We start from the raw sequence: 12,313 nt of genomic DNA, 5'->3' as shown, positions 1-12,313 counted from the left end.
CCCTTTCGGGTGCCCAGCTTCCGATGGAAACAACGACTGGAATCCGGACAGAATTCCCATGCCTGGCATTCATTTTCGCGATCATGCAGTACCCTGTCGCGCCACCAAGGGAGGGCACATGACACAGATAGAGGCAGAGGCGCAGGTCAGGCCTGGTATCGAGGGCGATCTGGAGGCCCTCACCGATATCTACAACCATTACGTGCGTGAGACCGCCCTCACATTCGACACCGCCCCCTTCACTCCGGGTCAGCGTCTGCCCTGGTTGCGCTCCCACCCTGTAGACGGCCCGCACCGGCTCCTGGTTGCTCAGGATGTCCGTAATGTCGACGCGCCGGGTGCCGGTGGCCCGGTCCCCCGGATCCTGGGGTACGCCACCAGCAGCGCCTTCCGCCCCAAGGCGGCGTACTCCACCTCCGTCGAGGTGAGCGTGTACTGCGCGCCCGGCGCCGCCGGGCGCGGCATCGGCACCCTCCTCTACGCGGCGCTCTTCGAGGCACTGGCCGGTGAGGACCTGCACCGGGCGTACGCCGGCATCACCCAGCCGAACGAGGCCTCGGTCCGGCTGCACGACCGCTTCGGCTTCCGGCACCTCGGCACGTACGCGGAGGTCGGCCGGAAGTTCGGCCGGTACTGGGACGTCGCCTGGTACGAGAAACACCTGGGGCCCGCGGCCTAGTCCCCGCCGGGTACCTCCCTAGGACGTGAGCCGGGGCCCGCCCTAGGACCGGAGCCGTGGGTCTCCCTAGGTCCGCAGCCCGTTACGGAGAGCGGTCGCGGTGCCTAGCGTGATGCGGCATGGACGACACGACGCGCAACTCACCCGACACCTCCGGCACGCTCGACGAGGCACTGGAACGGCTTCACTCCTTCGGCCCCGAGCGGGACGGCTGGCTGAGCAACCACGCCCCGATGGCGGTCGAGGCACTGGTGCACCACGGCCAGGCGCCAGGCGTGCACCGCTGGCTGGACCACTACCGGGCGAAGCTGGAGGACATGCCGGAACGGTTCACCGAGGTGACCCCGGACAACTGGCGCGAGGCCCTGGGCGACCCCCGCCGCATCGCCGACTGGACGGCGTACTTCGAGCGGGAGACCGCCGACCGGCCCTGGCGCGAGGTCCTCGCCGAGTGGTGGCCCCGGCTGCTCCCCGGCATCGCGGCCGGCGCCACGCACCCGGTGATCAGGGTCGGCCACTGTGTACGCACCCTGCTGGCCTCCGGCGAGAACGCGCCCCGCGTCGCGGAGCTCGCCCACGGCCTCGGCTACTGGGCGGCCCGCCACCAGCCGCTGCCGCCACTGACCCCGCTCGCCCCGGCGACCGGCGCGGCCGCCGCACTGGACGCCGTGGACCGGGTGCCGGACCAGAGCGGCGGCATCCGGCAACGGCTGGGACAGCTCACCGGGTTCCCGGTATGGCCGCCCCGGCCCGTAACCGACGCCGACCCCACCCGCACCCGGCCCACGACCGATGCCGACCCCGCCCGCACCCGGCCCGCGACGGACCCCGATCTCGCCCGTGCCCGGCTGGAGGAGCTGGTGCGCGCCGCGACCCACCGGTACGCGGCGTACGCGCACGGCTCGCCGGTCATGCTGGTGCATGCCGCGACCGCGCCCAACGCCGTACTGCGTACGCTGCCCGCGCTCCCCCGGGAGCTGTGGGCGCCGAGCCTGGACGCGGCGTGGGCGGCCAGTGCGGCGGTCACCGCCGCGTACGCCCCGGCGCGGGCCGCCGACTACCCGGCCGCTCCGGAGGGGCTGGCCCCCGAGGAGGTCTTCGCGCGGGCCGCCGCGCACGGTGACGACCACACCATCAAGTTCACCGACACCGCGCTGGACGTCGGCGGCCCGGCCGCGCTGGCCGCCGCGCTCCGCTCGATCGAGCTGAACCCTCCGGCGCTCTGAGCCGGGCGGACGACTCCGACGCTCGGGGCCGGGCGGACGGCGCCGCTTCGGAACACGCCCTACCCGTACTGCAACGAGCGCTTGGCCAGCCCCATCCAGAACCCGTCGATCACGCTGCGGCCCCGGTCGAGCTCCCCCTCCGCCGCGCCCAGCGTCACGAAGAGCGGGGCGAAGTGCTCGGTGCGCGGGTGGGCGAGCCGGCCCGCCGGGGACTTGTTCTCGAAGTCCAGCAGCGCGTCGACGTCCTGCGCCTGGAGCGCACGGCTCCCCCAGTCGTCGAACTCCGCCGACCAGCCGGGGGTGCCGCCGCCCTGATGCCGCAGGGCGGCCAGGTTGTGGGTGAAGAAGCCGCTGCCGACGATCAGGACGCCCTCGTCGCGCAGCGGCGCGAGCTTGCGGCCGATGTCCATAAGCTTCTGCGGATCCAGCGTCGGCATGGAGATCTGCAGCACCGGGATGTCGGCCGCCGGGAACATCTCCACCAGCGGGACGTACGCCCCGTGGTCGAGGCCCCGGTCCGGGATGTCCTGGACCGGCGTACCGGCGCCGCGCAGCAGCTTGCGCACGCTCTCAGCGAGCCGCGGTGCGCCGGGCGCGGCGTACCGCACCTGGTAGTAGTGCTCGGGGAAGCCCCAGAAGTCGTAGACGAGCGGGATCGTCTCGGTGGCGCCGAGGGCGAGCGGGGCCTCCTCCCAGTGCGCCGAGACCATCAGGACGGCGGTGGGCCGGGGCAGCCCGGCGGACCAGGCGGCCAGTTCGCCGGGCCAGACCGGGTCGTCGGCCAGCGGCGGGGCGCCGTGGGAGAGGTAGAGGGCGGGCATGCGCTCCGCGGTGACTGTCATGACACTCCCCATCCACTGCTGCTCAAGGTAAGTCTTCTGGTGGAACGTTCAGAAGGAAGACTTCTTTAACCTTCAAGTTCCTACCTTCGGAGACCTTAGCTCTATCTAGTTCAACTTTCAAGAAAAGGTCGTACAGTGGAGTACATGACCACGGCATCCACCGGTGAGCAGACGCGCTGGCTCACCGACGAAGAACAGAGCGTCTGGCGGGCATACCTCCACGCAGCCACGCTCCTGGAGGATCACCTCGACCGCCAGTTGCAGCGCGATGCCGGTATGCCGCACATCTACTACGGGCTGCTCGTCCAGCTCTCCCAGGCGCCCCGCCGCCAGAAGCGGATGACCGAGCTGGCCAAGGACGCCAAGATCACCCGCTCCCGGCTCTCGCACGCCGTCGCCCGGCTGGAGAAGAGCGGCTGGGTGCGCCGCGAGGACTGCCCGTCCGACAAACGCGGCCAGAACGCGGTCCTCACCGAGGAGGGCCAGGAGATGCTCCGCCGCTCGGCACCGGGCCACGTCAGCGCCGTACGCCAGGCACTGTTCGACCGCCTCACCCCCGAGCAGGTGCGCTCGCTCGGGGAGATCATGCGGGTCGTCGCGGCCGGGCTGCAGCCGGAGGACGCGGACGCCGACCTGCCCTGGCTCCGCTGACCCGCCCCACCTCACCGCACGCACCTCTGCCCCGGTTCCGTCCGACGGAACCGGGGCAGAGGCCTGTGCGGTGAATCGGCGCGCAGCGCGGTGACTCAGTGGGCGACGACCGGAATCCGGACCTCGTCCTCGACACCGTCGGCCGAACCGGTACCGGTGCCGGTACCACCGGACGTCGTGGTCGTCGAGGGGCGGCCGGCGTTGACGAAGGTCGCCGCGATCGCGGAGGCCACCACCAGGATGCCGACGGCCCACCAGATGGCGCCGGTGAAGCCGTGCACCATCGACTGGAGCTTCAGCTGCTCCGGGTCGGTGGCGCCGAGCGCGGCGTGCGAGGTGGCGTACGCCGTGGCGGCGGAGGCGGCGATGGTGTTGAGCAGCGCCGTACCGATGGCGCCGCCGACCTGCTGCGAGGTGTTGATCATCGCGGAGGCGACACCCGCGTCACGCGGCTCGATGCCGTGCGTGGCCAGCGACATGGCGGGCATGAACGCCGTACCCATGCCCAGGCCCATCAGGAGCTGACCCGGCAGGATGACCGCCGCGTAGGACGAGTCGACCTGGAGCTGGGTGAGCAGCAGCATGCCGACCGCAGCGGTCAGGAAGCCGGGACCCATCAGCATCCGGGCCGGGACCCGGGTCATCAGCCGGGCACCGATCTGCGTCGAACCGGTGATCATGCCCGCGATCATCGGGAGGAAGGCGAAGCCGGTCTTGATCGGCGAGAAGCCCTGGACGACCTGCAGGTAGTAGGTGAGGAAGAGGAACAGGCCGAACATCGCGATGACGCCGAGGCCCAGCGAGAGGTAGACGCCGCCGCGGTTGCGGTCCATCAGGACGCGCAGCGGGAGCAGCGGGGACTTGACCTTGGACTCGGTCAGCACGAAGGCCAGCAGCAGCACGCCGGAGGCGACGAACGTACCGATGGTCAGCGCGTCCGACCAGCCGCTGGACTCGGCGCGGGTGAATCCGTACACCAGCGAGACCAGACCCAGCGCGGACAGGACGACGCCCGGGATGTCGAGCGAGGACCGGTTACGGCCGCCGGCCGGCTCGCGGATCACGAAGTAGGCGCCCAGGGCCGCGACGACCGCGAAGGGGATGTTGACGAAGAACGTCCAGCGCCAGTTCAGCGTCTGGGTGAGGAACCCGCCGAGGATCAGGCCGACGGCGCCACCGCCACCGGCGATCGCACCGTAGATGCCGAACGCCTTGGCGCGCTCCTTGGCGTCGGTGAACATCACCGCGAGCAGCGAGAGGGCCGCGGGGGCGAGCAGGGCGCCGAAGACACCCTGGAGTGCGCGCGAGCCGAAGAGCATGCCCTGGTTCTGGGCCGCTCCGCCGAGCGCGGAGGCCAGCGCGAAGCCGATCAGGCCGACCACGAAGGTGCGCTTGCGGCCCCAGAGGTCGGCGATCCGGCCTCCGAAGAGCAGCAGTCCGCCGAAGGCGAGGGCGTAGGCCGTGATGACCCACTGCTTGTTGGCATCCGTGATGCCCAGGTCCGTCTGGGCGTGCGGCAGCGCGATGTTCACGATCGTGGCATCGAGCACGACCATCAACTGGGCGAGCGCGATGAACGCCAGCGCTTTCCAGCGACTCGGATCAGGGAGTCGGATATCAGCTGTTTTTGACATGGGAGTAGCCACCTAAGGGCGCGTTCGGGCGCGCGAAGTCGTGAACCGTTGACCGGGCCGTGAACCGTGGATGCGGCGAGGGCCCGAAAGGCTGAGGGTCGTGAAGAAGCGAGGGTCGGGTGGAGACGAGGGTCGTGAAGAGACGAGGGTCGTGAAGAAAGGGGCGGGGTGATCGGGGCGGGGCGGACGCGCGGCCGGGCAGCCGCCTCAGCAGCCCGGCACGCTGGTCAGGTCCGGCGCCGCAGGTCCTCCATGGTCGCCGCCGTACCGGGCAGGACGGACCGGGCCGGGGCCTCCAGTCCGTCCAGGAACAGCTGGAGATGGCGGTGGGTGAACCGGTCGATGCTCATACAGGCGATGCCTGGCAGCGGCCGGGTGAGCTGGGAGAGGGCGACCAGTACGTCACCGACGGCGATGTCGGTACGCAGGCGCCCCGCGGACATGGCACGCCCGACGAGTCCTTCGACGGCCTCTTCGAGGCGCCGCCGCTCGGCGAGCAGTTCTGGGTGGTCCTTGTCGAAGCCGCCGGACAGCATCGGGCACAGCGCCCCGATCCGTTCGTCGGCCGCCGCGTGCACGAAGCGGCTGAGCGCGACGAAGGGGTCTCCCTCTTCGTTCGCGGCCTCTTCCGCGCGCTCGGTGGTGCGGGAGGTGACCGCGAGGACGACCTCATGGGTCAGCGCGGCCCGGTCCGGGAAGTTCCGGTAGAGCGTGGCGTTGCCGACGCCCGCGCGGCGGGCGACCTCGTCGAGCGGCACGTCCGGCCCGAACTCGACGAACATCTCGCGCGCGGCCGTCACGATCCGCTCCCGGTTGCGCAGCGCGTCGGCCCGCGGGCGGGGCGTACGCGGCTGCGCGGTTCCGGTGACCGCGGGGGTGACGGTGTCCACGACGGCGCTCCTTCTCTTCCGGTGGTTCTTCCGGTGGTTCTCTACCGGTGGCTGTTGGTACCTGCGTTGGTCCGGCGGCCTCTCCGCGTAACCGGGGACCGCCTCCCCGTTTCGCGGGGGACACGTGTGCAAACGGGGAAACGGTCCCCGGTTATTTCCCGGCCCCATGTGACCTGAGTCACACCATGCGGAAACGGGAGAATCCCACCCCTTCGGCGCACCCAACGCGCGGCCCCGCAGCACCCGGCAGAGGCTGATCGACAGAGCGCAGCCAGGGTCGGCCGGCTGCCGCGGCCCCGAAGGCGCCTTTATGCAGCAGCCCCGCCACCGGATACGCAAGCACCGCCACCCGGTCGTCCTTGGCGCGGCAACAGCCCTGGTCATCGCGGCACTGGCCTCGGCCAGCAGCACGCTCCCCCTCCCCAGCCGGGCCTCCGCAGGTTCGGTGTCCAGCACCGGCACGGCCGGGATCGGCCCGTGCCGGATATCGGCGTCCATGGGCGTACAGATGTCGGAGGGCATGCCGACCCAGCCGGGCTACGCCCGCTCCACCGGCCAGATCCACGCGCTCAACCTGATGGTCGACTTCCCGGACGCGCCGGGCACGGAGCCGGCCATGGACCGGCTCGCCGAATTCTTCCCGCAGACCACCGACTGGTTCCGCACCAGCTCGTACGGACGGCTCACCTACGTGCCGGAAGCCCCGGTGAAGTCCTGGCTGCGGATGCCGCTGCCGTTCTCGGGCTACGGGATCGAGCGCGGATCACCGTACGAACCGGGCTACCGCCATCTCGTCCAGGACATCGTCGCCGCCGCCGACCCGAAGGTGGACTTCAGCGCGTACGACCTGGTCAACATCCTCGTCAGCCCGAACGCCGGACCCTCCGCCCTGGACACCGTGCTCTCCGTGACCTTCTCGGGCAACGACGACGCCCCGTACGCGGACGGCGTGCCGCTCTCCAACACGTCCTTCGTCTACAGCCGGCAGGACGACGGCTCGGGGTCCTACGCCCAGACCGGATACCGCGTCCTGCCGCACGAGAACGGCCACGTCTTCGGCCTCCCGGACCTCTACACGATGGAGGGCGGCGGCTCGGTCGGGCACTGGGACATCATGTCCGAGGACTGGGGCGCCAATAACGACCTGCTCGGCTGGCACAAGTGGAAGCTCGGCTGGCTGGACAACAACCAGATCAGCTGCGCCTCGCGGACCGGCACCAGCGACCACGTACTGGAGCCGCTGGCCGGCAGAGGCGGTACGAAGCTGGCGTTCGTGCCGCTGAGCGCGGAGTCCGGCTACGCGGTGGAGGTACGGACCCAGGCGGGCAACGACCAGGCCATCTGCCGTCCCGGCGTACTGATCTACAAGGTGAGCTCGGACGTCGACACCGGTCAGGGCCCCATCTCCGTCGCGGACAGCACCAAGGACAGCAGCGGCTGCACCCGGCTGCCCAACGTGCACGCGGAGCTCTCCGACGCCCCGTTCCAGCCCGGCCAGACCTTCACCGACCGGGCCACCGGGATACGCATATCGGTGGTCGACAAGGATTCCAAGGGCGACTACCGGGTCCGGGTCACCCGCCCCTGACCCCTGATCCCCCGGCCTCCGATCCCCCGGCGCCTGCCGCCCGGATCTCCTCCTCGACGGGTCCGCGCAGCTCGCGCTTGAGGATCTTCCCGGTGGCGTTGCGGGGCAGCGCCTCCCCGGCCACCAGCACATGCGCCGGGACCTTGAACGCGGCCAGGCTCCGGGCCACATGCGCCCGCAGCTCCTCGGCCGTGGCCGCGGCACCGGGCCGGAGCCGTACCACCGCGGCGACCTCCTCACCCAGCACCGGATGGGGGACGCCCAGAACCGCCGCGTCCTCGACGTCCGGGTGGCCGTGCAGCACGCCCTCGACCTCGACGCAGTACACGTTCTCGCCGCCCCGGATCACCATGTCCTTGATCCGGTCGACGACATCGACCCGCCCCTCGCGGACGACCGCCAGGTCCCCGGTACGGAACCAGCCGCCGCTGAACGCCCGCGCCGTCGCCTCCTCGTCCTGCCAGTAGCCCCGCACCAGCGCCTGTCCGCGCAGCCACAGCTCGCCGACCTCGCCCTCGGGCAGCTCCTCGCCCGCCGGACCGGCGATCCGCACCTCGGTGGTGGGGGTCGGGCGGCCGACGCTGCCGGGATGCGCCCGGTACTCGGCACCGAAGTTCGCCAGGACGCCGCCGCTGGTCTCGGTCAGCCCGTACCCGTTGCGCGGCTCGATCCGCTCCCCGTAGCGGGCGGTCAGCCGGGCCACCAGATCGGGCGGGGCGGCGGCCCCGCCGGTGTTGAGCATCTGGAGGCTCGCCAGCCCGTCCTCCTGCGTCCCGGCCTCCTCCGTCCTGGCCTCCTTCCGGGCGGCCGAGGCGAGCAGTTGCAGCGCGGTGGCCGGCACCCCGGCGTAGTGCGTCACCCCGTGCTCGCGGATCAGCCGCAGCGCCTCCTCCGCGTCCCACTTGCGCATCAGCACGAGGGCGCCGCCGGCCGACATCGCGGCGTAGAAGCTGGTGAACGCTGCGACGTGGAAGAACGGGAACGTGAGCAGCGTGACGGGCGCCGGCCCCTGCCCCGGGATGACGCCCCGGCCGAGCGCGGAGGCCGCCGCGTGGAACCGGGGGTTGCGCGCGGCACCCGCCTGGGCGAGGTGGGTGGCGACGGCACCCTTGGGCCTGCCGGTGGTGCCGGAGGTGTAGATGATCGTCGCGTCGTCCTCGGGCCGGATCTCGACCTCGGGCGGCGCGGCGTACGGATCGGGCTCGGGCGGGTCCGCGTACCACTCGACGCCACCCTCCGGCTCCGCGCCACGGGCCCCGCGCTCCTCGTCCCGGAAGACGATGACGCGCGCCCCGGAGTCCCGGGCCCAGTCCGCGACCCTCGGCAACCGCTCCCCGTCCACCAGGAGCACCCGGGGCCCGCAGTCGTCGAGCGCGTACCTGAACTCGTCCCCGGTCCACCAGGCGTTCAGCGGCACGGCGACCAGCCCGGCCAACTGGGCCGCCCAGAAGGCGATCTGCCACTCCGGATGATTCCGCATCGCCACCACGGCCCGGTCCCCGGGCCGCAGCCCGTACTCCTCGCTCAGCCGGCACGCCAGCGCGGAGGCCGCGGCGAAGAACTCCCCGTACGTATAGCCGCGTTCCTCCGAGATCAGGAACGGCTGGTCCCCGAACGCCCAGGTGGTCTCGACGAACTCACGGAGCGTCCCGGGCCCGTCCGCATACACGAGCGCCCCCGCCTGCGGCCCGTCCTCGGCACGCACGACGGCGAACGGCCCCCCGGGCCCGGTCAGCGCGGCCGCCACTTGTTCGGCTCGGGCCGCCGCCTGGGCAGGCGCGGGGGCGACCGGGGAAGGCTCGGGGGCGACCGGGGAAGGGTGGGGAGCGGCCGGGGCGGGCTCGGCGGCGGGGGTGGCTGGAGTCGGGTCGGGGTGCGGCACGAACGACCTCTCTAAGCGCTTGCTCAGGGCTTTCGTGACGCTATGCCCACGCCCGCACCCCGTCAAGGGACCCCGCGACCGGCGCGACGTCACGCCGTCACGCCGTCACGCCGTCAACTCACCATGCGCCACCCGCGATGAAGTATGGCGGCAACGAGGGCACAGACGAACGTGGCCGACGACAACGGCCGACAACGGCACGGCGAGGACCCGATCGACGAAGCCGTGGATGACCACGGGGTGGCACCGGCCGCCCCATGCCCCTCCCGAAGAACCCCGCCCCATGAAAACCGCAGGTCAGAAACCGGATACCCACCGCCCGATGCCACCGACCCCATGGGGAAGCCCTTCGCGGGGACGGATCCGCTACGCTGTCCCTGGTCGTTCACCGGTATGCCCCGCCGCCTGCACCGGCAAGATCGCAGAAGGCGCCACGCCGCGTCCGACCAATGGGCTCGCAGCCCTTGCCAACGCCCCGTTCACCGGGCCTCCGGCAAGACCACTCCGAGCCCGCGCCTCCGTAGCTCAGGGGATAGAGCACCGCTCTCCTAAAGCGGGTGTCGCAGGTTCGAATCCTGCCGGGGGCACAAGCGAAAAGGCCACCTACTGATCTTGGTAGGTGGCCTTTGACATCTACTCCTGACATCAACGGCGACGGTCACGCACGGCCGGGCCGCCTCTTGAGCAGTCGGTCCATGTGGCTGATCGCCTCGCGTTGCGTGCCCTGGACGACGTGTGTGTAGACGTCCATCGTGATGCTGATCTGGCTGTGCCCGAGGATCTCCATCACGACGCGAGGAGCCACCCCGGCCGCGGTCAGGAACGTGGCGCAGCCGTGCCGAGCATCGTGCAGACGGATCACCCGGAGGCCGGCGGACTCGGCAACGCGGGTAAAGGAGCGGTAGACGTTCCGCGGCTCCACCGGGCGACCGGTCCGGGTGGTGAAGACGTGTCCGCCTTCCTGCCACGACTCCCTCGCCCGAACCTTGGCATCAACCTGCCGCATCCTGTGCCAGCGAAGGGGCGCAATACACATAGCCGGGAGCGGCACAGCCCGCCGGCGTCGTCCCTTGGGATCATCGTCGTAGAGAACCCCGCGCCGGCGCTGGGTCTGCTGGCGGACATAGAGAACGCGGTTCTCCAGGTCCACGTCAGTCCACCGCAGTCCCACCAGCTCCCCGCGCCGCAGGCCCATCGTGATGGCAAGAACGAACGCTGCGTAGAGCGGATCCTTGCGAGCCGCAGCCAGGAAAGTCATGGTCTCGTCCAGCGACCACGGGCTCAGCTCTCGCGACTTGGCGCGTGGCGGTTCAACGAGGCTGGCTACGTTCCGAGTGACCAGCTCTTCCCGGCAAGCCGCGGTAAGGGCTGTGCGCAGAACCCGGTGCGATTCCTTGGCAGTAGCCGCGGTGGTCTTGTTCTCCAGCTGGACGAGGAAGCGCCGGACATCAGCGACACCGAGCGACTCCAACCGCTTCCCGCCGACCATGGGCACCAAGTACAGCCGAACGTGAGCTTCGTATTTGTCGTACGTGCTCAGCTTGCGTCGAGGCTTCACCACGTTGTCGAGCCAGTACGGCAGCCACTCGGAGAGCTTGGCCGACCGGGTGGGCACGGGTACGCCCTGATCTACCTTGGCGAGCAGGTCGCGGCGCTTCGCATCGCACTCCGCCCAGGTCTTGCCGTAGGCGAACTTGCGAGCGCGGGTGCCGTCCGGCTGGAGGACGTAGACAGCAGCCTGGAAGCGGCCATCCTTGCGCTTGGTAATGGTGCCCGCGCCATTCGGGTTGCGTTTGCGCTGTGCGGCCATCAGGCGGCCTCCTCGATCTCGTTGACGATGAAGTCCCGTACGGCGTCGGCGGGGATGCGGCGGGACCGGCCGATAGTGATCGAGGTCAGCCGGCGCGAGCGGATCAGGTCGTAGACCGTGGAGCGTCCGAGCTTCAGCCGCGCCATGACCTCAGGCACGGTGAGCAGTTCGGCGGTGGCGGTGGTCATGCGTCGGCCCCTTCCAGAGCGAGTTGGTCCATGCCTTCGGCGCGTGCTTCGCGGGCGGTGTCGCGGTTGAGCTGGATGTCGCGGTGGATGTTGGCGGCGAGCCAGGATTCGCCGGGGGTGTGGCCGTGGCCGGCGTAGGTCCAGTGCGCGAGGGTGAGGGTCGTGGCCTCGGGGTGGTCGTCGGGGTCGGGGAGGCCGAGGGCGGCGCGTTGCTGGGCGGCGCGGTAGTCGGCGCGGACCTGGCGGAGGGCGCCGAGGGTGGTGGAGTAACGGCGGGATTTGGTGGAGAAGTGGCCGCGGAAGCCGAGCATGTGCGCCCAGTCGCGGAGCTTGCGATCGGGGTAGGCGTGGTGGAGGTCGAGGCAGGCTTCGATCAGCCGGCTGGGGTGGTCCGGAACGCCGAGGAGGATCAGCGATTCCTTGTTGCCGACACGGTGGTCCACGGTCCCGGTCGTCTCAGCCGCTTTCGTGGCGTACTTGGCGACGTAGGAGGCCACGGCTTGTTCGGTGAGGTCTTCGCCGTTGCCGAACGCCTTGATGGGCTGGACATCAAGCTGTGTTCCCCAGCGCAGCACCCAGCCGGTGGGGAAGCCGGCTTCCTCGTTCGCGGGAACGGTGACTTCGACTCGGGCAGCGGCGGCGCGGATGGCGTCGTCGAGGAGATCGAGGGTCGCCCAGGGCGGGGGTGGTGAGTCGGGTCCGTCGGGTCCGTCGAAGCGGATCACGGCGTGGAAGTGGACCGCTCCGCGCTTCTGATACTCCGCGACCTTCCCGAAGGAGAGCCGGGACTGTTCGCGGGCCGCTTTCTGGGTGAGGCCGGCACGCTTCGCGATTTCGCGGCGGAGGTAGATCGTGAAGTAGCGCCACAGGTCGGAGGCGTGGTTGTTCCACAGCACCGCGCCCGCGTAGTCGTACCGGTCGGG

General features: G+C 70.7%; 11 protein-coding genes and 1 tRNA gene. 5 read left to right on the top strand and 7 right to left on the bottom strand.

Going from position 1 to position 12,313, the window contains the following annotated elements; all coding sequences use genetic code 11:
* Nucleotides 1–118: 118 nt before the first annotated feature.
* Both ACZ601_RS35275 and ACZ601_RS35270 read left to right on the top strand, forming a co-directional pair.
* Complete coding sequence (locus tag ACZ601_RS35275; RefSeq protein WP_469545509.1) at nucleotides 119–679, top strand: GNAT family N-acetyltransferase; 561 nt, start codon at nucleotides 119–121, stop codon at nucleotides 677–679.
* Nucleotides 680–798: 119 nt separating this feature from the next.
* On the top strand, nucleotides 799–1,905 hold the full coding sequence (locus ACZ601_RS35270; protein ID WP_469545507.1) for a questin oxidase family protein: 1,107 nt from the start codon (nucleotides 799–801) through the stop codon (nucleotides 1,903–1,905).
* Between the two features lie 59 nt (nucleotides 1,906–1,964).
* On the opposite strand, the gene ACZ601_RS35265 is transcribed toward ACZ601_RS35270, so the two are convergent.
* Nucleotides 1,965–2,747 carry a dioxygenase family protein gene (locus tag ACZ601_RS35265; RefSeq protein ID WP_469545506.1) on the bottom strand — a complete coding sequence of 261 codons (783 nt, stop codon included), beginning with the start codon at nucleotides 2,745–2,747 and terminating at the stop codon, nucleotides 1,965–1,967.
* Between the two features lie 135 nt (nucleotides 2,748–2,882).
* Between ACZ601_RS35265 and ACZ601_RS35260 the strand changes: the two genes are divergently transcribed.
* Complete coding sequence (locus ACZ601_RS35260) at nucleotides 2,883–3,398, top strand: MarR family winged helix-turn-helix transcriptional regulator (protein WP_440575921.1); 516 nt, start codon at nucleotides 2,883–2,885, stop codon at nucleotides 3,396–3,398.
* A gap of 95 nt (nucleotides 3,399–3,493) precedes the next feature.
* Here the strand turns inward: ACZ601_RS35260 and ACZ601_RS35255 are convergent, their stop codons facing one another.
* Together ACZ601_RS35255 and ACZ601_RS35250 are read right to left on the bottom strand one after the other, a co-directional pair.
* A complete protein-coding gene (locus tag ACZ601_RS35255) occupies nucleotides 3,494–5,032 on the bottom strand; it encodes an MFS transporter (protein WP_311305096.1) in 1,539 nt (512 codons plus the stop codon).
* A gap of 227 nt (nucleotides 5,033–5,259) precedes the next feature.
* Nucleotides 5,260–5,922, bottom strand: coding sequence for a TetR/AcrR family transcriptional regulator (locus tag ACZ601_RS35250; protein WP_390089241.1), 663 nt, complete (start codon nucleotides 5,920–5,922; stop codon nucleotides 5,260–5,262).
* A 310-nt stretch (nucleotides 5,923–6,232) separates the two neighbouring features.
* Here ACZ601_RS35250 and ACZ601_RS35245 point away from each other — a divergent pair, with 310 nt between their 5' ends.
* Nucleotides 6,233–7,510 (top strand): M6 family metalloprotease domain-containing protein, encoded by a 1,278-nt coding sequence (locus ACZ601_RS35245; RefSeq protein ID WP_469545502.1) that lies wholly within the window; start codon nucleotides 6,233–6,235, stop codon nucleotides 7,508–7,510.
* Here ACZ601_RS35245 and ACZ601_RS35240 read toward each other — a convergent pair.
* Nucleotides 7,497–9,392: a class I adenylate-forming enzyme family protein gene (locus ACZ601_RS35240; RefSeq protein ID WP_469545500.1), complete on the bottom strand. Its 1,896-nt coding sequence runs from the start codon at nucleotides 9,390–9,392 to the stop codon at nucleotides 7,497–7,499. The genes ACZ601_RS35245 and ACZ601_RS35240 overlap by 14 nt on opposite strands.
* Nucleotides 9,393–9,906: 514 nt before the next feature.
* On the opposite strand from ACZ601_RS35240, the gene ACZ601_RS35235 reads away from it, so the two are divergent.
* A tRNA-Arg gene (locus ACZ601_RS35235) sits at nucleotides 9,907–9,979 on the top strand.
* A gap of 71 nt (nucleotides 9,980–10,050) precedes the next feature.
* Here ACZ601_RS35235 and ACZ601_RS35230 read toward each other — a convergent pair.
* The 3 genes from ACZ601_RS35230 to ACZ601_RS35220 form a co-directional block, all read right to left on the bottom strand.
* On the bottom strand, nucleotides 10,051–11,202 hold the full coding sequence (locus ACZ601_RS35230; RefSeq protein WP_469545498.1) for a tyrosine-type recombinase/integrase: 1,152 nt from the start codon (nucleotides 11,200–11,202) through the stop codon (nucleotides 10,051–10,053).
* Nucleotides 11,202–11,390, bottom strand: coding sequence for a helix-turn-helix domain-containing protein (locus ACZ601_RS35225; RefSeq protein WP_030075792.1), 189 nt, complete (start codon nucleotides 11,388–11,390; stop codon nucleotides 11,202–11,204). Before ACZ601_RS35225 ends, ACZ601_RS35230 begins: the two co-directional genes overlap by 1 nt.
* Nucleotides 11,387–12,313, bottom strand: a 927-nt coding sequence (locus tag ACZ601_RS35220; RefSeq protein WP_469545496.1) for a replication initiator, incomplete at its 5' end; no start/stop codon positions are given. The genes ACZ601_RS35225 and ACZ601_RS35220, both read right to left, overlap by 4 nt.

Source organism: Streptomyces sp. NPDC104307 (genome assembly GCF_055584045.1).
This window is presented reverse-complemented; position numbering and strand designations above follow the sequence as displayed.